The organism is Vreelandella neptunia (assembly GCF_034479615.1).
In the GTDB taxonomy this organism is placed as follows: Bacteria; Pseudomonadota; Gammaproteobacteria; order Pseudomonadales; family Halomonadaceae; genus Vreelandella; species Vreelandella neptunia.
In genome coordinates this window covers 92,386-110,461 of record NZ_CP140255.1, presented here as the reverse complement: position 1 = coordinate 110,461, position 18,076 = coordinate 92,386, and the positions used below count along the sequence as shown (strand labels likewise).

18 protein-coding genes and 4 tRNA genes are annotated in these 18,076 nt (G+C 55.9%); 7 read left to right on the top strand and 15 right to left on the bottom strand.

All coding sequences use genetic code 11. The annotated features are described in order from the left end of the window. Positions 1-60 precede the first annotated feature (60 nt). The 12 genes from rplL to SR894_RS00490 form a co-directional block, all read right to left on the bottom strand. The gene (rplL, locus tag SR894_RS00545; protein ID WP_133731701.1) at positions 61-429 is read right to left on the bottom strand and encodes a 50S ribosomal protein L7/L12; all 369 of its coding nucleotides are present in this window, start codon (positions 427-429) and stop codon (positions 61-63) included. A 112-nt stretch (positions 430-541) separates the two neighbouring features. Continuing rightward, positions 542-1,048, bottom strand: coding sequence for a 50S ribosomal protein L10 (gene rplJ, locus SR894_RS00540; protein WP_133731702.1), 507 nt, complete (start codon positions 1,046-1,048; stop codon positions 542-544). Between the two features lie 319 nt (positions 1,049-1,367). Beyond that, positions 1,368-2,060 carry a 50S ribosomal protein L1 gene (gene rplA / locus SR894_RS00535; RefSeq protein ID WP_027958796.1) on the bottom strand — a complete coding sequence of 231 codons (693 nt, stop codon included), beginning with the start codon at positions 2,058-2,060 and terminating at the stop codon, positions 1,368-1,370. A 2-nt stretch (positions 2,061-2,062) separates the two neighbouring features. Continuing rightward, positions 2,063-2,494, bottom strand: coding sequence for a 50S ribosomal protein L11 (gene rplK, locus SR894_RS00530; RefSeq protein ID WP_007112017.1), 432 nt, complete (start codon positions 2,492-2,494; stop codon positions 2,063-2,065). Between the two features lie 108 nt (positions 2,495-2,602). Continuing rightward, a complete protein-coding gene (nusG, locus tag SR894_RS00525) occupies positions 2,603-3,136 on the bottom strand; it encodes a transcription termination/antitermination protein NusG (RefSeq protein WP_008959178.1) in 534 nt (177 codons plus the stop codon). 8 nt (positions 3,137-3,144) lie between these two features. Beyond that, positions 3,145-3,528, bottom strand: a complete 384-nt coding sequence (gene secE / locus SR894_RS00520; protein ID WP_008959179.1) for a preprotein translocase subunit SecE — start codon at positions 3,526-3,528, stop codon at positions 3,145-3,147. Between the two features lie 73 nt (positions 3,529-3,601). Next, positions 3,602-3,677, bottom strand: a tRNA-Trp gene (locus tag SR894_RS00515). Positions 3,678-3,891: 214 nt separating this feature from the next. Then, a tRNA-Thr gene (locus tag SR894_RS00510) sits at positions 3,892-3,966 on the bottom strand. A 13-nt stretch (positions 3,967-3,979) separates the two neighbouring features. Beyond that, positions 3,980-4,053, bottom strand: a tRNA-Gly gene (locus tag SR894_RS00505). A gap of 132 nt (positions 4,054-4,185) precedes the next feature. Further along, positions 4,186-4,269 (bottom strand) — tRNA-Tyr (locus tag SR894_RS00500). A 119-nt stretch (positions 4,270-4,388) separates the two neighbouring features. Continuing rightward, on the bottom strand, positions 4,389-5,228 hold the full coding sequence (locus tag SR894_RS00495) for a type III pantothenate kinase (protein ID WP_133731703.1): 840 nt from the start codon (positions 5,226-5,228) through the stop codon (positions 4,389-4,391). After that, positions 5,225-6,220, bottom strand: a complete 996-nt coding sequence (locus tag SR894_RS00490) for a biotin--[acetyl-CoA-carboxylase] ligase (RefSeq protein ID WP_133731704.1) — start codon at positions 6,218-6,220, stop codon at positions 5,225-5,227. The genes SR894_RS00495 and SR894_RS00490 overlap by 4 nt, the downstream gene beginning before the upstream one ends. A gap of 230 nt (positions 6,221-6,450) precedes the next feature. Between SR894_RS00490 and typA the strand changes: the two genes are divergently transcribed. From typA to SR894_RS00460, 6 genes are all read left to right on the top strand, one after another. After that, positions 6,451-8,301 (top strand): translational GTPase TypA, encoded by a 1,851-nt coding sequence (gene typA / locus SR894_RS00485; RefSeq protein ID WP_133731705.1) that lies wholly within the window; start codon positions 6,451-6,453, stop codon positions 8,299-8,301. Positions 8,302-8,559: 258 nt separating this feature from the next. Further along, on the top strand, positions 8,560-10,005 hold the full coding sequence (locus tag SR894_RS00480) for a sodium-dependent transporter (protein ID WP_133731706.1): 1,446 nt from the start codon (positions 8,560-8,562) through the stop codon (positions 10,003-10,005). A gap of 49 nt (positions 10,006-10,054) precedes the next feature. Next, positions 10,055-10,825: an ABC transporter ATP-binding protein gene (locus SR894_RS00475; protein ID WP_133731707.1), complete on the top strand. Its 771-nt coding sequence runs from the start codon at positions 10,055-10,057 to the stop codon at positions 10,823-10,825. 74 nt (positions 10,826-10,899) lie between these two features. Next, positions 10,900-11,604 (top strand): ABC transporter ATP-binding protein, encoded by a 705-nt coding sequence (locus SR894_RS00470; RefSeq protein ID WP_133731708.1) that lies wholly within the window; start codon positions 10,900-10,902, stop codon positions 11,602-11,604. Positions 11,605-11,620: 16 nt separating this feature from the next. Further along, complete coding sequence (locus SR894_RS00465; RefSeq protein ID WP_133731709.1) at positions 11,621-12,625, top strand: branched-chain amino acid ABC transporter permease; 1,005 nt, start codon at positions 11,621-11,623, stop codon at positions 12,623-12,625. Next, on the top strand, positions 12,625-13,950 hold the full coding sequence (locus SR894_RS00460) for a branched-chain amino acid ABC transporter permease (protein ID WP_133731710.1): 1,326 nt from the start codon (positions 12,625-12,627) through the stop codon (positions 13,948-13,950). Before SR894_RS00465 ends, SR894_RS00460 begins: the two co-directional genes overlap by 1 nt. Positions 13,951-14,027: 77 nt before the next feature. Here the strand turns inward: SR894_RS00460 and SR894_RS00455 are convergent, their stop codons facing one another. The 3 genes from SR894_RS00455 to SR894_RS00445 all read right to left on the bottom strand — a co-directional run bounded on the left by SR894_RS00455 (position 14,028) and on the right by SR894_RS00445 (position 17,156). Beyond that, complete coding sequence (locus SR894_RS00455) at positions 14,028-15,236, bottom strand: ABC transporter substrate-binding protein (RefSeq protein WP_133731711.1); 1,209 nt, start codon at positions 15,234-15,236, stop codon at positions 14,028-14,030. A 143-nt stretch (positions 15,237-15,379) separates the two neighbouring features. Then, a complete protein-coding gene (locus tag SR894_RS00450) occupies positions 15,380-16,921 on the bottom strand; it encodes a phospholipase D family protein (RefSeq protein WP_133731712.1) in 1,542 nt (513 codons plus the stop codon). Next, positions 16,914-17,156 carry a hypothetical protein gene (locus SR894_RS00445; RefSeq protein ID WP_133731713.1) on the bottom strand — a complete coding sequence of 81 codons (243 nt, stop codon included), beginning with the start codon at positions 17,154-17,156 and terminating at the stop codon, positions 16,914-16,916. Before SR894_RS00445 ends, SR894_RS00450 begins: the two co-directional genes overlap by 8 nt. A 115-nt stretch (positions 17,157-17,271) precedes the next feature. On the opposite strand from SR894_RS00445, the gene SR894_RS00440 reads away from it, so the two are divergent. Continuing rightward, entirely contained in the window at positions 17,272-18,075 is an 804-nt protein-coding gene (locus tag SR894_RS00440; protein WP_133731714.1) for a TlpA disulfide reductase family protein, read from the top strand. Position 18,076 lies beyond the last annotated feature (1 nt).

The window sequence follows — 18,076 nt, the reverse complement described above, 5'->3', positions numbered from 1 at the left end:
GGGATATCCCGCCGCCAGCCGTGGAAGCTTACGCAGCGCGTAAAGCCGTCCGCACAAGAATTACTTGAGCTCGACGGTTGCGCCCGCTTCTTCCAGCTTAGCTTTAGCTGCTTCAGCGTCGTCTTTAGACAGACCTTCTTTGATGGTCGCCGGAGCGCCGTCAACAGCACCTTTAGCTTCTTTCAAGCCAAGGCCAGTGATCTCACGTACTGCTTTGATGACGTTAACTTTCTTGTCACCAGCAGCGGTCAGAACGACGTCGAACTCAGTCTGCTCTTCAGCAGCTTCGCCAGCAGCAGCCGGACCAGCCATAACAGCAGCAGCGGCAGAAACGCCGAATTTCTCTTCCATTGCTTCGATCAGCTCGACAACTTCCATTACGGACATGTCGGCTACAGCATTGATGATATCGTCTTTAGACAGTGCCATTGTTTCATTCCTAACTTTGCGGGAGTCTCGGTCAGCCGATGACTCAGGATTCATTGCTCGGTTCAGGCAGCGTATCGATCAGATCGTTCACGCCACCTGCAAGAAACGCTGCTTAAGCAGCTTCTGCTTCTTGCTTCTGGTCGCGCAGTGCGGCCAGAGTACGAACCAGCTTGCCAGCGGAGGCTTCTTTCATTACCGACATCAACTTGGCAATTGCTTCGTCGTGTGTCGGTAGGGTTGCCAGACGGTCGATGTCAGCAGCCGGAATCAGCTCACCTTCGTAGGCCAACGCTTTTACTTCGAAGTTCTTGTCCGTTTTAGCAAACTCTTTGAACAGACGAGCGGCAGCGCCCGGATGGTCAGTAGAGAAAGCCAACAACGTAGGACCGACGAAGCTATCGTTCAAGCACTCCCACTGAGTGCCCTCGAGAGCGCGGCGAGCCAGCGTATTACGTACAACACGCAGCTCTACACCATTCTCACGCGCCTGCTTGCGCAGATCGGTCATTTTACCAACCGTAACGCCGCGAGAATCAGCAACTACGACGGAGAGTGCGCCCTTGGCCGCTTCACTGACCTCGGCAACAATCGCTTTCTTGCCTTCAAGTGCTAGTGGCACAGTGATCACTCCTTCGTGCCGGAACCCAGGAAGGTTCCGGTGGTTACCATCTCTCCCCACTCTGCTGTGCTAAAAACGCTGCAAAGTGGGAAGCCTTGGGGATGGTGCTCACCAGAAAGCCGTCTAAGCTTAACCAACTGGCGGCCACACCATCTGCGCAGGCGCTTATAGGGCAATTAAGCCGCCCTTGTAAGTACTTGCGTACTTACCAAGCGCGGCACCTGCGGTCTTTGACGATGCCCCGACCAGTGATAGCCACCAAACGGGGGACCGCAAAGTTCTTGCTCGGTTGTTTCAAAAAAACCAACGATGACTCGCTTTACGCGAAAGCAGAGTGATCGATTGTCAAACCCGGGCCCATAGTAGTAGACAGGGTCATTTTTTTGAAGTAAATGCCTTTAGACGCGCTCGGCTTGAGGCGCTTCAGGTCAGCAACCAGGGCTTCCAGGTTGCCGTTAATGGCTGCTGCGTCAAAATCCACTTTACCCAGAGTAGTATGGATAATGCCGTTTTTGTCGGTACGGAAACGCACCTGACCCGCTTTAGCATTTTTAACCGCTGTCGCCACATCAGGCGTTACGGTGCCAACTTTCGGGTTAGGCATCAGGCCACGTGGGCCTAGAATCTGACCCAACTGGCCGACTACGCGCATGGCATCTGGCGAAGCGATAACGACGTCAAAATCCATCACGCCTTTTTTCACTTGCTCAGCCAAGTCATCCATACCCACGATGTCGGCACCGGCTTCTTTAGCGGCATCGGCATTGGCACCCTGGGTGAAGACCGCAACGCGTACGTCTTTACCGGTACCGTTAGGCATGACGGTAGCGCCACGCACAACCTGGTCGGATTTACGCGGGTCAACGCCCAGATTGATGGCGACATCAACGGACTCTTTGAATTTAACAGTAGACAGCTCGGAGAGCAGCGCTACCGCTTCTTCAATAGAGTAGGCTTTAGTGGTGTCTACTTTTTCGCGAATGATTTTCGCACGCTTAGACAGTTTAGCCATGATCAGAGACCCTCCACGTTTAGGCCCATGCTGCGCGCGCTGCCAGCAATGGTGCGTACAGCGGCATCGAGATTCGCAGCCGTTAAATCAGGCTCTTTAGTCTTGGCGATCTCTTCAAGCTGTTCACGCGTTACGGTGCCGACCTTCTTCTTGTTCGGCTCACCAGAACCGGACTTGATACCAGCGGCTTTTTTCAGCAGCACGGCAGCAGGCGGCGTCTTGGTAACGAACGTGAAGCTACGGTCAGAGTAGACAGTGATCACGACTGGCGTCGGCAGGCCCGGCTCAATTTCTTGAGTCGCGGCGTTGAACGCCTTACAGAATTCCATGATGTTCACGCCGTGCTGACCCAGTGCTGGGCCTACCGGCGGGCTTGGATTGGCTTTACCTGCAGCAACCTGCAGTTTGATGTAAGCCTGTACTTTCTTGGCCATCGTTTATGCTCCAATTGGGTAATAGCGCCCGAAGGCTCCCCGGTACCAGCGAGACAACCGCCAGGTCATCTCACGCGAATCAAAACTTACTCTTTCTCAACCTGAGACTTATTCTTTCTCAACCTGAGAAAATTCTAACTCAACAGGTGTAGAGCGCCCGAAGATCAGCACGCTGACATGCAGACGACTCTTTTCGTAATTAACTTCTTCGACAACACCATTGAAATCGGCAAACGGCCCGTCGACAACACGCACTGACTGACCCGGCTCAAACATCGTTTTAGGCCGCGGCTTATCAGTACCGTCTTTAACGCGCAGCAAAATGGCATCTGCTTCGCGAGAAGTGATTGGCGCAGGTTTCTCTTTTGTACCACCGATAAAGCCCATAACACGCGGCGTCTCATTGACGAGGTGCCAGGTTTCGTCGGCCATCTCCATCTCGACCAATACGTAGCCGGGATAAAACTTGCGCTCGCTCTTGCGTCGCTTGCCGTCACGCATTTCGACAACTTCTTCAGTTGGCACCAGAATTTCGCCAAAACGATCTTCCATACCATACATCTTCACACGCTCAATCAATGAGCGCATGACATGCTTTTCAAAGCCAGAATAAGCGTGAACGACGTACCAACGTTTGGACATGAATGCTCCTAACCAATGACGCCGGACATCGCCCAGCCAAGAAGAGTGTCGATCAACCACAGCATTAGCCCCACCACCAAAACGGCCACTAGCACAATGGCCGTGGTTTGAATGGTTTCGGCTCGGGTCGGCCATACAACGCGCTGAATCTCTTTCTTGGCGCTTCTGGCAAGCTCTACTAAATCACGACCTTTGGTAGTGGTTAGCGCGATTAAACCCGCAATCACACACAACACCACTACGCCAAGCACGCGGTAGAGCAGGCCAATATCGGCGAAATAGGTATTACCAACAACAGCAACGACAAGCAGCGCTACGACCGCCGCCCACTTGAGCCCGTCATGGCGCGTCTGTTGCACCTCGGCGCCATGTTTTACAGAACCAGGCTTCATAAAAACGAGACTCCTCAGGGTGCGGCGAACGATAAAAGAATTTTGGAAAAAGACATACCAACCTGGGGAAGGTTGGCAGGCCAGGAGGGAATCGAACCCCCAACCTGCGGTTTTGGAGACCGCTGCTCTGCCAATTGAGCTACTGGCCTGTATCGTCGTACTGACTTTCTATTTTCTAGCTTCTATCTACTTTTTGCTTTTACTTCTGCTAATAAGCGTCTTTTCGACCGCCTATACAACAGCGGGCGCCATGGTAGCGGAGAAACCCACACCTGACAACCCCTTCTTTACGCTCGAGCGCTACAAAAACCCACCCAAACGCAGAGACAAAAAAAGCGAGCTTCGCTCGCTTGATCTGCAATATGGAGCTCATGGACGGAATTGAACCGTCGACCTCACCCTTACCAAGGGTGTGCTCTACCCCTGAGCTACATGAGCCAAACACATCAACTGGAGCGGGCGGCGGGAATCGAACCCGCACCATCAGCTTGGAAGGCTGAGGTTCTACCATTGAACTACGCCCGCAGAACCTGTCTAGAATGACGATCCGCTACGCGCCGCTTTATAACTCTAACTTACTGAAGCTATAAACCGTAGACAATGCCCGCTACCGGCTTTTCATTCAGCAGCACCGATCTAATCGCTGCTGCTTAATTCTGGTGGAGAGGGAAGGATTCGAACCTTCGAAGCTTTCGCGGCAGATTTACAGTCTGCTCCCTTTGGCCACTCGGGAACCTCTCCAACTGTGGCGGCACATTATGCCAGCCTCCAAAACAGTGTCAAGCTAGATATTTACTTAATTTATCGTAGCTTGCGATACCAGCGCATCTTCTGCCTGCCTTGGAACGCGCTGCATTCTGTCAAAGCAGCATGGAGAATGCAAGTCCTGCGCGAATCTTTTCTAGCGCTACCGGTTCAGGCACCCGCGGCGCCCCCGACATTTTACCCGCACGCTCGGCAAAGGTCATCGGAAAGCACGCCTCCAGGCCGCCATAGACCATGTCCGGCCACACTGCATGGGGAACCTGCACACCTCTTGAGACAACCCGCGCATCGCCCCCGGTTAACAGCATTGGCAGCGCCACACCTTCCTGGTCACATACTTCGCTATAGATGCGATTAATAGCACTAACAGCGGCCATGTAGATACCGTGATTGACCGCATCAACAGTGCGTCGGCCAGGCTCTAGCAACTCATCGGCCTCGCTTTCAGGATCAATGGCCACATTGCGGGTGCCAAGCTTCAAGCTCTCTTTCATCAGGCGAAGACCGGGGATAATAAAGCCACCCAGGTGTTGGCCGCCTGGCAGCACAAAGTCAATAGTGATCGCGCTACCGCAATCCACCGCACAGCAACCGCCCGCTAACTGATAGCCCGCCAGCGCTCCCATCCAACGATCAACCCCCAAGCGCCCCGGCTCTTCATAGCCGTTAACCACGCCTAGCGCCTCATGGGTTGAGTGCGCCACGTGCACATGACGCACACGGCGGCGCAACAAGGCGACGGTTTCTTCCAGCACCGCCGCCCTGGCGACGCTGGATATACGTACCGCCTCGACCACGTCGAGATCGGGAATATCGGCCCCCGGGCGCCACTCTTCCCGGGTCCATACCGCTCCACGGGAACGTATCTCGCTACTCTCGGCATCCTTGAGCCGCCATTTAGACAGCGTGTTGCCGATATCAAGATCCAGAATCATAAACGCCTGCGTACGCTAATCTCACCGCCAGCTAGGCGTCGCGAGTGACCATTTTCGGCAACCCATAGGTTACCACTCTCATCCACTTCCCCCGCGACGGCATCGCTGGTCTGCTGCCCCTGTATCACTCGAATAGGCAGCCCTGCATAGGCGTGGCGCTGGTTCCAGGCATCCCGCCAAGCGCCAAAACCGTCCTGCTCAAAGCTAGCCAGCATAGCCAGCAGGCCTGCCACCACCTCAGAGGCCAGTTGATTGCGTGAAATATTCGGCAGCCGCTCGAAAAGCGCGGCCACAGGCTGATCGATAGCTGCCCGCTGGGCGGGCGGCAACCACAAATTCATGCCCATACCAATGACAACTTCGCAGGGGCCTGCCGCATCACCGGTCACTTCGATAAGTATACCGGCCAGCTTGCCTAACTCATCGCCTGGGTCATCACCCTGCTCGGAGAGCAGAATATCGTTAGGCCACTTGAGCCTCGGTGCAACACCATGCTGCTCGAGCACTTGGGCAACCACGACGCCTACCGCTAAGCTCAAGCCTTCCAGCACCGCGATACCCGACTCAAAGCGCCAGCCCAGCGAAAGCATGAGGCTCTGCCCCCAGGGCGTCGTCCAGACACGCCCCCGGCGGCCACGCCCTGCCGTCTGTAGCTCAACCAGGCACACCTCGCCATGTCCGGCGCCCTGCTCAAAGCGCTGACGCAGATACTCGTTGCTGGAGGGTAACTGATCTTCAACAAACAGGCGCGCAAGGTGGTGGCGCGCCTGAGCGGGCAACTGCGCAACGATTTTGGCGCCTTCCAGGGGCTCCAGGCACTGGGATAGCTGGTAGCCACGGCCTTTCACCGCCACTACCTCCACCCCTAACGCCTCCAGTTTTTTTAACTGCTTCCACACCGCCGCACGAGAAATACCCAGCGCTTCACCCAGCTGCTCGCCAGAGTGAACCTCGCCATCGCTTAACAAACGCATCAGGTTGCCGATGGTCATGCTCCTGCCCCAGTGGGAAAAGCGCTAGTCTAGCGGATGGAGGTTCATGGCGAAAACATTCCTAGACCAAGGTTGATATGAGAGGCAGTAATATCAGCGAAGCCTTCGACATGGTAGAATGGCTATTGGACGCAAGCCCTGAGCCAAGATGGTCGGCAAATTGCCAGCCCTTGCGACCCGCATTTTCCGACCCGTGGACGAACGGGTGTTCACAAGAGTTCTCTCTCAGCATGCAAAACCAGCAAAACTCCAGCGCGGTTAATAACCTGCGCAACGTCGCGATCATAGCCCACGTTGACCATGGTAAAACCACACTGGTCGACAAACTCCTGAGCCAGTCTGGCACCCTTGACCGTAAAGCAGAAGGTCAAGAGCGCATCATGGACTCAAACGATCAGGAAAAAGAGCGTGGCATTACCATTTTGGCCAAGAATACGGCCATTCAATGGCAAGACAGCGAAGGTAATGGCTACCACATCAACATCGTGGATACGCCTGGGCACGCCGATTTCGGCGGCGAGGTTGAGCGCGTCATGTCAATGGTCGATTCGGTGCTACTGCTAGTAGACGCCGTTGATGGCCCGATGCCGCAAACCCGCTTTGTGACCCAGAAAGCCTTCGCCCAAGGCCTGAGGCCGATCGTGGTGGTCAACAAAATTGACCGTCCCGGCGCACGCCCTGACTGGGTTATCGACCAGATTTTTGATCTGTTCGACAACCTCGGTGCGTCTGACGAACAGCTCGATTTCCCGATCATCTACTGCTCTGCCCTAAACGGCATTGCCGGTATGGATCCTGAAGAGCTGGCGGACAACATGGATCCCATGTTCCAGGCCATCGTCGATATCGTCGAGCCGCCTAAGGTTGAGCTTAACGGCCCCTTCCAGATGCAGATCTCTGCGCTTGATTACAACAGCTACGTAGGCGTTATCGGCCTGGGTCGCATCAAGCGTGGCGCGGTGAAACCGAACCAGCAAGTGTCGATCATCGGCGTTGATGGCAATGTGCGTAAAGGCAAAATCGGTCAGGTCATGACCCATATGGGTCTTGAGCGCGTGCAGACCAACGAAGCCACCGCGGGCGACATCGTCTGTGTTACCGGCATCGACGATCTGTCGATTTCGGATACGCTATGCGATCCGGCCAAGGTCGAGGCACTGCCGCCACTGTCCGTCGACGAACCGACCGTTTCAATGACCTTCCAGGTCAACGATTCACCGTTCGCCGGTAAAGATGGCAAGTTTGTGACCAGCCGCAACATCAAGGATCGCCTTGATCAAGAGCTGATTCACAACGTGGCACTGCGCGTTGAACAGGGCGAAACCCCTGAGAAGTTCAAGGTTTCTGGGCGTGGCGAGCTGCACCTCTCGGTGCTGATCGAAACCATGCGCCGTGAAGGCTTTGAGCTGGCCGTAGGCCGCCCCGAAGTCATCATCAAAGAGATCGACGGTGAAAAGCAGGAGCCCTACGAAGAGGTCATCATCGACTGTGAAGAGCAGCACCAAGGCTCAATCATGGAAGAGCTGGGCTACCGTAAAGGTGAGATGACCAACATGCTGCCGGACGGTAAAGGACGGGTTCGCCTGGACTTCATCATTCCTGCTCGTGGCTTGATCGGTTTCCGCGGCCAGTTCCTGACCCTGACTTCGGGCACCGGTATTCTGACCAGCCGCTTTGATCACTACGGCCCGCTGAAGCCTGAAGCCTCTATCGAGCGTCGTAACGGCGTGCTGGTTTCGATGGTTGACGGTAAAGCCCTTGCCTACGCACTGTATGCACTGCAAGAGCGCGGCAAGCTGATTATCGATCACGCCACGGAAGTTTACGAAGGCATGCTGATCGGTATCAACAACCGCGCTAACGACATGGTGGTTAACCCCACCAAAGGCAAGAAGCTCGACAACATGCGCTCTACCGGTAACGATGAAAACATCGTATTGACCCCGCCGGTTAAGTTCTCCCTGGAGCAGGCCATTGAGTTCCTCGACTCTGACGAGCTTGTCGAAGTCACGCCAGCGCACATCCGCCTGCGTAAAAAGCTGCTGAAAGAGACCGAGCGTAAGCGTTACAGCAAGAAGTAACCCGCTCCCAGCAGTGAGTAACCAAAAACCCGCGAAAGCGGGTTTTTTTATGTCTCATTGCAACGCTTCATGACCGCTCCATAGCTGCCAAGATACTCCCCTAAACGCAGCCTAAACGCTAATACGCTGGAAAGGCGGCGCGTTCTATCGCACAGTAACGCTAAATTCAGCGCGTCCAAGGCACGCTGACATCGCTATATTCATACAGGCGTTTGGATACCACCCCATTCTGACGCCCAACCACGGACACTCTTACCCATGAGCGGTCATAACGTCTGGACGCATAAAGGCACTTTTCTTCTCGCCGCGGTTGGCTCCGCCGTCGGCTTGGGCAATCTGTGGCGCTTCCCCTACCTCACCGGTGAAAACGGTGGCGGTGCTTTTATACTGGTCTACGCATTGACGATCTTCGCCGTCGGCATCCCGATTCTGATTGCCGAGATCATGCTGGGACGCACCAGCCGCCAGAGTCCGATTATGGGTATGCGGCACCTGACCAAAACCCATGGCACCTCACGAGCCTGGGAAACGATTGGCTGGCTGGGCGCCGCCTCGGCGTTTTTGATTTTAAGCTTTTACTCGGTGATCGCCGGGTGGGCGATTCACTACACCTGGCTGATGCTGACCGGCTCCCTGGTCGGCGCCGACGCGCAGACCATTAGCACTGGCTTTGACGCTCTGTTGGCAGCTCCTGGCCTAATGACGCTCTATCACACCCTTTTCATTGCCGCGTCCGCGCTGATTGTGGGTATGGGGATTCATAAAGGCATAGAATCAGGCCTGCGCATTATGATGCCCGCGCTGTTTGTGATTCTGCTGGTGGTGCTCGCCTACGGCGTGGTGAATGGCGACATAGGCGCCGCCGCCAGCTTCCTGTTTACCTTTAATATCGCCGACCTCAGCCTTGAGGGCTGGCTGCAGGCCATGGGCCAGTCATTCTTCACCCTTAGCCTGGGCATGGGAGCCATCATGGCTTACGGTGCCTATATGCCCAGCGATGTCTCACTGACCCGCACCGCCTTTGCTGTCGCTATCGTCGATACCGCCGTGGCGATGGTGGCAGGCCTGGCCATTTTTGCCCTGGTGTTTGGCGCCGGGCTGGAAACCGGACAAGGCCCTGGGCTTATGTTTGTTACCCTTCCGCTGGCGTTTGCCGAGATGCCGTTTGGCGCTTTGGTCGGCGGTGTGTTCTTTATCCTGGTGCTCGGCGCCGCTATCAGCTCCTCTATTTCGCTGATTGAGCCTGTCGCCGCCTTCCTAGTGGAGCGCTTTGACATGACCCGCCCCCAGGCTGTAGCGATTATGGTTATCGCCGCCTGGGCAATGGGCCTGTTGACCGTGGTTAGCTTCAATATCTGGGCTGAGGGGACGATATTCCATAGCCTGTTTGGGCGCAGCGCGTTTGAGTTTATCGAGCTACTCACCAATATCTTTATGCCGGTGGGCGGTCTGCTGATAGCCCTATTCGCCGGCTGGGCGCTAACCCAGAGCGAAGTGATGAAGGAACTGGGCAGCAGCGTCACTTGGTTTAAATTTTGGCGGTTTCTGGTGCGCTTTGTGGCCCCCGCCGCCGTCGCCTTTGTGTTTTTACGCACCATTCCTCAGGTGGATGGCTATCTTATCCCCACCCTTGGCGCACTGCTCATTATTGGTGCCTTTGCAGCCAGCCAGCGGTGGCTGAAAAAACCACGACAAACAACTTAATAACGGTATGCAGGCGGCTTGTTAGCCGCCTGCATCGCGTGGAGACACCATGACCCCTCTTATTGAAGTACAGCGAGTCAACAAAGCGTTCGGCGGCCTACAGGTGATTAACGACTGCTCCATTCAAGTGGAGAAGGGCTCCATTACCGGGATGATTGGTCCCAACGGCGCTGGTAAATCAACCCTGTTTAATCTCATTGCCGGCGCACTGGCCCCCGACAGCGGCCGAGTACTGCTCGATGGTGAAGACATTACCTCGCTCAGCGCCGATCAGCGCTTTCATCGCGGCTTACTGCGCACCTTTCAGATCGCCCACGAGTTCAGCCAGATGAGCGCGCTGGAAAACCTGATGATGGTGCCACCCAAACAAGCCGGTGAAGACCTTTTCAGTGCCTGGTTAAAGCCCGGTAAGGTGCAGCGGGAAGAGGCAGAGGTGCGCCGCCGTGCCCTGGAAGTCATCGACTTTGTTGGCCTACATCATGTGCGCAACGAGCTGGCGGGTAATTTGTCCGGGGGGCAAAAGAAGCTGCTAGAGCTTGGCCGCACCATGATGACCAATGCCAAGGTAGTGCTCCTTGATGAGATCGCCGCCGGGGTGAACCGCACCCTGTTGGGCGATTTGATCGGCAATATTGAGCGGCTCAACCGCGAAATGGGTTACACCTTCCTGGTCATTGAGCACGATATGGAGATGATTGCCCGCCTTTGCGACCCGGTTATCGTGCTGGCTCAGGGCAGTGTGATGGTGGAGGGGCATATCAACGACATCCAGAATAACCCTGAGGTCATCGAGGCCTACTTCGGTACCGATGCCGCTTAAGCGTGACGTTTTCTCCCATTAGCCAATTAATATAATGATGTCGCTGCCAAGCGACCTTGCTGGAATACTTTCATATGCCATTAATCGACGCACGGGATGTGCACGGCGGCTATGGCGGCATGAATATCCTTAACGGGGTAAACATGACGCTGGAAGCCGATGAGGTCGGTGTTATCGTCGGCCCTAACGGGGCGGGTAAATCCACCATGCTGAAAGCGGTCTTTGGACTGCTGCATGTTAATCAGGGCGAGATACTGCTTAACGGCCAGCCAATCCAAAACCTGCCGCCTAACCAGCTGGTAAAGCGCGGCATGGGTTTCGTGCCCCAGGAGAAGAACGTTTTCCCCAGCCTTTCGGTGCAGGAAAACCTGGAGATGGGCGCCTTTTTAAAGCCGCAAAACGTCAAGCGCATGCTCGCTCAGATCTATGAGTTTTTCCCACCACTGTACGAAAAGCGCCGCCAGCCTGCCGGTGAGCTTTCCGGTGGACAGCGCCAAATGGTCGCCATGGGGCGTGCTTTGATGGCCGAACCAAGCCTGCTGCTGCTGGACGAGCCAACTGCGGGGCTGTCGCCGCTGTATATGAATGAGATTTTCGACCGCGTCAAACAGATCAACGCCGCTGGCGTGGGTATTTTGATGGTGGAACAGAACGCCAAACAGGCACTCGCGATTGCCGATAAGGGCTTTGTGCTGGCCGCGGGCCAAAACCGCTTTACCGACACTGGGGCGGCACTGCTCGCTGACCCCGATGTCGCCAAAAGCTTTTTGGGCGGCTAGCCCCAGGGAGATAGACGTGAACGAACTGGTTTTTTTCATCAATAATGTGGTGATTTCGGGCAGCGTCAGCGGCTCTATTTATGCCATTGGGGCCATTGGAGTAACGCTGATTTTCAGCATTATGCGCTTTGCCCACTTCGCCCACGCCGACATGATGACCTTCGGCGCCTTTATGGTGCTGCTACTCACCACGCTATTTCCGGCGGCTGGCGCCAGCCTCGGCGTACCCACCGCCGTGCTAATGCTGCCGCTGGCGATGCTGCTTACTGCCGCCTTAGCGGTGGGAATCGATAAAACTTTCTATAAACCGCTACGTGCCCATGGGGTCAAACCGATTGTGCTGGTAATTGGCTCGCTGGGGGTCACGCTGATTCTACAGGGCTTGATCCGCCTCTTTTCGGGCACCGGCGGGCAGAGTTTATATGTCGACGACCGTAAAGAGATCTTCCGACTTGCGCTTCCCTTCGAGGGTGCCCGGGCTCCGATTGTGGTTACCGAGCCGCAGATTTACCTGTTCGTGATTACCATCGTTGCGGTCGTCGCACTGCACCTTTTCCTTAACCGTTCGCGGTTAGGCAAGGCAATGCGCGCCATGTCGGATAACCCTGAGCTGGCCCAAGCATCGGGTATTAATACCAATACCATTGTGGCGGTGACATGGATGATTGCCGGAGCGCTGGCGGCTATTGCCGGAACGTTGCTCTCCTTAGACGTTACCTTCAAACCCGATTTGAGCTTCTTCCTGCTGCTGCCCATTTTCGCCGCCGCCATTGTGGGTGGCGTAGGCCACCCTTACGGCGCCATTGCCGGTGGCTTTGTGGTCGGCTTTGCCGAAACCCTGGCGGTGTTTAACTGGAACGTGCTGCTGCGCCCCTTCAGCGATAGCTTGCCCGCCTGGCTGGAGCTACCGTCGAATCTGGCCTTCGTGGGTACCGAGTACAAAATTGTAGTGCCGTTTTTCATTCTGGTAGCCATTTTGGTATGGCGTCCCACCGGACTCTTTAAGGGCAAGGTGATCTAATGAGCAATTCAGAAAAAACCCGCAACCCTGCCTACACTCCCCAAGACGCCACGCCTGCCCGTCGCTTCCCGCTGCGTGAACTGATCCTGTTTGGTGTGCTGCTCGTAGCGATTTTGGCGGTGTACGCCATCATGGGCGCCGCCTACAGCACACGCATGCTAGTCGAGGCCGCCTGCTACGCCATTCTGGCGTTAGGGTTAACGATTCAATGGGGCTACGCAGGGCAGTTCAACGCCGGGGTCATGGGCTTCGTCGCCCTGGGTGGCTTTTGTGCGATGTTCTTCAGCGTACCGGTCAACGACGCCTTCTGGGGCACGGCGCTACCCGGTGAATTTGGCCGCGTATTGCTGTATGGCGCAGCCGCTATTGTCTTGATTGTTGGCGCCAGCAAGCTGGATCGACTGGGCGTACCCAAGCCACTGCGTACGTTTATCACTGTGGTGCTGGGTGTGGTGCTTTACCTTGTGGTGATTAGCCAGCTGCGTGAAGTCACTGATGCGATTGAAAACCAGGCAGGCTTTGTCGGTGGGCTCGGCTTACCGCCCTGGATCGGCTGGATTGTCGGTGGCGCGCTAGCGGGTGGCGTCGGCTACTTTATTGGCCATATCTGTCTGGGTTTACGCAGCGACTATCTGGCGATAGCCACCCTAGGCATAGCCGAAATCATTAAAGCTTTTTTGAAAAACTCTGACTGGCTAACTCGTGGTACCGCCACGGTATCCCCACTTCCCTGGCCCACACCGGGGCCTGCCGAACTCGGGTTTACGCTCTCCCGGGCTATCTACCTTTCGTTTACCGCGGTGATCATCGCGGTGATCTTCTTTCTGCTCAATCGCGCCTACAACGCCCCCTGGGGCCGAATGATCCGGGCGATTCGCGACAATGAAGTCTCCGCTGCGGCGATGGGTAAAGACATCAACAAACGGCGTCTGGAGATCTTCGTGCTGGGCTGCATTCTGATGGGCTTAGGCGGCGGCATACTGGGCACCTTCAACAGCCTTTTCGATCCTCAAGGCTACCTGCCGCTGAACCATACCTTCCTGGTGTTGGTGATGGTGATACTTGGCGGGCCGGGCAATAACCTGGGCACCATTTTTGGCGCTGTGGCGGTATACATCATCTGGATTATGTCCGAGCCCCTGGCGCTGTTCTTAATGCAGTTAGCGGTGGCCTTTGGCGAAGGCGCGTTCGGCTGGGATGCACCGGGCAATATGGATAGCCGCGCCCTACAGGCACGGGTGCTGGTGATTGGCTTGTTGATCACCATGGTGCTGCGCTTTGCGCCCAAAGGCCTGCTACCCGAGAAGATCAAAAGCCACAGTTGATCCTCTCACCTACGTGACCCATAAAAAATGCCCGGCTTTTAACAGCCGGGCATTTGTTTTAACGCACAGCGGAAAGCTTAAAGATCAACCTGACCTTTGCTGGTAAAGGTGCCGTCTTCTACGGCCATCTCAACCACTACACCAGGTACGTCGCCGTTGTCATCGAACTCATGAGAGCCAGAGGCGCCTTCGTAGTTGATTTCGGTGCCTGCGGCAATCAGTTCAACCGCTTTTTCCCACTCGCCAGGCAGAATGACCTCGCCGGGGGCGCTGGAAACACTGCGCAGTGCTTCGGAAAGGCCTTCACGTTCGGCGCTGCCGTTCTGCTCAATCGCCAACGCGATTAGGAAAGCAGCGTCGTAAGCTTGGGCAGCAAATACCGCACTTGGATCTAAATCAGCGGCTTCGGCAGCTTCGATAAAGATATCAGTACCGGGCAGATCAGGGCTGCCGGGGCGCGTAGCGATCATGCCATCCAGCACGTCTGCACCGATGGCTTCAATAAGGCTATCGCCGACCATGCCGTCAGCACCTACGTACTGGGTAAACATACCGCTTTCATAGGCTTGACGCAGCACGGTCTGACCTGAGGTGTCGGCGTAGGCCAGCACAACGAGCGTATCCACGCCACTGACTGACAGTGAGCCTAGCTCAGAGCGATAATCCGCGCGGTTATCTTCGTGGGCAAGGTTCTCAGTAATCTCACCTCCGCCGGCTTCAAAAGCGGCGCTGAAGGCGTCTGAAAGCCCCTGACCATAGTCGTTGTTGACGTAAGTGACTGCCACAGCGTCGATACCTTTTTCAAGCAGCAGCTTGGCAAGGATCTCCCCCTGAAAAGCATCCGACGGCACGGTACGGAAGACGAGATCATTATCGTCCAGCTCGGATACCGCAGGGGCAGTAGAGGCAGGCGATACCATCAGCACACCACCGGGAATGGCGGCGTTGTTAGCTGCGGCAATGGTCGCACCAGTACACAGCGCACCGACAATCGCGGTGACATTTTCCGAGTTCACCATGCGGTCAGCGGCGTTAGAAGCAGCCGATGCATCGGAACAGGTGGTATCACCAGACGGCATCACCAACGTTTGGCCATCTAGAATGCCGCCCTGCTCATTGACCTGCTCTACGGCTAGCTGAGCACCTTCAAAAATTGGGGGCGTTAAACTTTCAATTCCCCCGGTAAAGCCGCCCAAGAAGCCAACTTTGACCTCCGCCTGTGCGAATCCGGTCATTGCCAGGGTCGAGGCCGCCACAGCGGTGACTAATGCGCGCTTATTGATCATGTTATTTGTCGCTCCCAGTATTTTAAGAGATTGTTTAATTTTTTAGTGTGCCTCAGCGGTCAATCGTTAAGGCTGCTATTAATCTGGAACTGGAATGGCAAAAACACAAGCATCTGTTTCTAACGCTAGTTTGCAAAAATGCACTATAGCCAGCGCTCAAGCTTAAGCGTATGGCTTAACCAGGCGTTGAAATGGCGCCAAAAACTCCCCGGCTCCGTGGTTAAAATTTCCATGTCTCCATCGCGCTCCAGGTGCCAGTTCAATTCGCCTTGGGGTGTGAGCACCACACGGTAGCTCAGTGAAGGGTCTCGGCCTAACGCCACTAACTCATTAAAGGCGTGTATCAGCGACTCGCTGCGGGCCAGGACACCAATTTCCGTATTCCAGTAGATGGAGCGTGGATCAACGTTGAACGAGCCGACAAAAAGCTGGTCGTCAAAGCGTAACGCCTTAATATGCAGCGCCGAAGCAGAGGCGCCGGGCACTCGCATATCCTCATCCGCGCCTGCCTCCTGCTCTGGACGCAGCTCGTAAAGCGCCACTCCGTGGGATAACAGCTCTTCACGCCAGGGCGCGTAAGCACCGTGTACCACCGCGGCATCCGTGGACTCGAGTGAGTTGGTAATAATTTCGACGGTCACGCCCTGGTCGGCCAACTCGGTCAAGCGCTTCACCCCTTGTTCGGTGGGCACAAAGTAGGCTGATATGATCACCAAATGCTGATTCAGCGACGCAGCAGCGGTTAAATCACCGAGTAGCGTATCTCGCCATTCAGGGGTTGTTGATGACAGCTTACCGGGGGTGTCCCACAGAGCCAGCCCTTCACCCCAGTGCAGGGTTTCCCAAGGTGGTGCGCTGCGCGGTTTACGGCGCAGCTCGGTAAAATATTCCGAGTCGGCGTTGTTATCCAGCCAATCCTCAAGCTCGGTTTTGAGTATTTGCCAGGCGCTATCATCCACTTGATGATAGCGCTCAATGGGCTGCGCCAGACCGTGATTCCAATAAAGGTCAAAACTATCCGACAGCGCTGGCACCACATCGCCAATGGCCACAAAGTCCAAATCGGCGAAATTGCGCGAATCGTTGGCATCAAAATACTCATCGCCCAGATTGCGCCCGCCGACAATGGCGACACTATTATCTGCCACCCACAGCTTGTTATGCATGCGTCGATGCTGCTGTGCAGGATCAACCACCGAGGCCAAAACTCGCGTGAGCATATGGCCACGCCCCACCGCTAACGGGTTAAACACCCGCACATGAATACTAGGATGGCTTGCCAGAGCGGCCAGTCGATCACCTTGGCCAATGGCGCCAATATCGTCGACCAGCAGGCGCACCCGAACGCCCTCTTCCGCCGCTTTAATCAGCTGCGCCAGGATCAAACGCGTGGTCTGGCCATCGCCCAATAGGTAGGTTTGAATATCCAGCCCGCGCTGGGCTTGGCGAATCAATCCCACCCGCGCAGAAAAAGCTTCTTTACCGTCAGCCAGTAGCGCGAACCCGTCGGGGTCGGACTGCTCCGCCAGCGCCTGATGGGCTTGACCACCCAACCATGTATCGCGCGCATCTGCTGGCGCCAGCGCGATGTGGTGTTCGCGTATCACTGCGTGGGTACACCCCACCAACAGACTGCACAGAACCAATATGCTCAGCCAATGAAGCCAACCATTGGCGTTAGGCATCGTCATGGTCTTTGGCTTCAAGGCGCTCTGCCCAACGCTTGCGGGCTAGATTGCGTCGGTAAAGCCGCACTAGGGCAATCGATAACGCCGTGGCTAACATGCCCGCGAGCACCACACCCTGCCAGGGGCGTGCTGCGTTTTCCATGACGGTCTCCAGGGTAATAATCAGAATTAAGCCAATCGCCTGGGAGCCGATCGCTAGCGCGCGCAGCTTATCGAAAGCGGGTGGGGGCATAACGTCTCCGTAATTTTCAGCTCGCATGATATGGTCTCCAGTGTACCTGCTTCACGGCATGCTAACGGGAAACCTAAGTTAAAAAATCTAAGTTAAAAACCTGAACGGGAAACCCATGAACGCCATTGCTCTCGGCCCGCTACTGATTTCGCTACCACGCCTTTACGCCGTTGGCTGCGCACTGCTACTGCTGCTCTGCGCGCGCTTCTTGTTAGGGCTGCCCCGCCCGGCTCAGCAGCGCTGGTTTACCGGGCTTATTATTGTTTGGTTAGTTGGCGCTCGAGTGGGCCATATTCTGCTCAACCTGGATAGCTATAGCGACGCCCCGCTTGAAGCGCTCAAAGTCTGGCAACCCGGCTACCACGGCCTGTGGGGGATGGCCGCAGGATTGGTATGGACGGCTTGGACGCTACGGGCGCGGTTACTGGCTATGGGCGGTGCGATGGCCATGCTAATCGCCGCCTCCAGCCTATGGCTGGTGCTGGTCACCCTGGCGCCCCTGGGCAATGACTTTGCGGTTGACGCCCTACCGGAGATCACCCTTGAGGATGTGGAAGGCAATGAGGTGCATCTGCCCTCACTGACCGACAACGCTGACCTGATTATCGTCAACCTGTGGGCGACCTGGTGCCCCCCCTGCCTGCGTGAAATGCCGCTGCTTGAGGAGGCCGCCCAGCGCGAAGGGGTTAGCGTGGTGGTCGCCAACCAGGGAGAAGACCTGCTACCCATGGTGCGCTACCTGGATGAGCAGCAGCTTGAGTTTCGCTACGCTCTGCGTGACCCCAGCCAGCAGCTGATGGCGCTTTTTCAAGCACCGGGATTGCCCACCACCGTACTGTTCGACGGCCAGGGGAATACCCTGGATGTCCACGTTGGCGAGCTTACCCGCGCCCAGCTGGATCGCTGGTTAAAAGATTGAT

What these genes read in the sequence shown, in the direction of transcription:
- rplL (WP_133731701.1), bottom strand. Translation starts at nt 429, where the DNA reads ATGGCACTGTCTAAAGACGATATCATCAATGCTGTAGCCGACATGTCC.
- rplA (WP_027958796.1), bottom strand. Translation starts at nt 2,060, where the DNA reads ATGGCTAAACTGTCTAAGCGTGCGAAAATCATTCGCGAAAAAGTAGAC.
- rplK (WP_007112017.1), bottom strand. Translation starts at nt 2,494, where the DNA reads ATGGCCAAGAAAGTACAGGCTTACATCAAACTGCAGGTTGCTGCAGGT.
- nusG (WP_008959178.1), bottom strand. Translation starts at nt 3,136, where the DNA reads ATGTCCAAACGTTGGTACGTCGTTCACGCTTATTCTGGCTTTGAAAAG.
- secE (WP_008959179.1), bottom strand. Translation starts at nt 3,528, where the DNA reads ATGAAGCCTGGTTCTGTAAAACATGGCGCCGAGGTGCAACAGACGCGC.
- SR894_RS00495 (WP_133731703.1), bottom strand. Translation starts at nt 5,228, where the DNA reads ATGATTCTGGATCTTGATATCGGCAACACGCTGTCTAAATGGCGGCTC.
- SR894_RS00490 (WP_133731704.1), bottom strand. Translation starts at nt 6,220, where the DNA reads ATGACCATCGGCAACCTGATGCGTTTGTTAAGCGATGGCGAGGTTCAC.
- typA (WP_133731705.1), top strand. Translation starts at nt 6,451, where the DNA reads ATGCAAAACCAGCAAAACTCCAGCGCGGTTAATAACCTGCGCAACGTC.
- SR894_RS00480 (WP_133731706.1), top strand. Translation starts at nt 8,560, where the DNA reads ATGAGCGGTCATAACGTCTGGACGCATAAAGGCACTTTTCTTCTCGCC.
- SR894_RS00475 (WP_133731707.1), top strand. Translation starts at nt 10,055, where the DNA reads ATGACCCCTCTTATTGAAGTACAGCGAGTCAACAAAGCGTTCGGCGGC.
- SR894_RS00470 (WP_133731708.1), top strand. Translation starts at nt 10,900, where the DNA reads ATGCCATTAATCGACGCACGGGATGTGCACGGCGGCTATGGCGGCATG.
- SR894_RS00460 (WP_133731710.1), top strand. Translation starts at nt 12,625, where the DNA reads ATGAGCAATTCAGAAAAAACCCGCAACCCTGCCTACACTCCCCAAGAC.
- SR894_RS00455 (WP_133731711.1), bottom strand. Translation starts at nt 15,236, where the DNA reads ATGATCAATAAGCGCGCATTAGTCACCGCTGTGGCGGCCTCGACCCTG.
- SR894_RS00450 (WP_133731712.1), bottom strand. Translation starts at nt 16,921, where the DNA reads ATGCCTAACGCCAATGGTTGGCTTCATTGGCTGAGCATATTGGTTCTG.
- SR894_RS00445 (WP_133731713.1), bottom strand. Translation starts at nt 17,156, where the DNA reads ATGCCCCCACCCGCTTTCGATAAGCTGCGCGCGCTAGCGATCGGCTCC.
- SR894_RS00440 (WP_133731714.1), top strand. Translation starts at nt 17,272, where the DNA reads ATGAACGCCATTGCTCTCGGCCCGCTACTGATTTCGCTACCACGCCTT.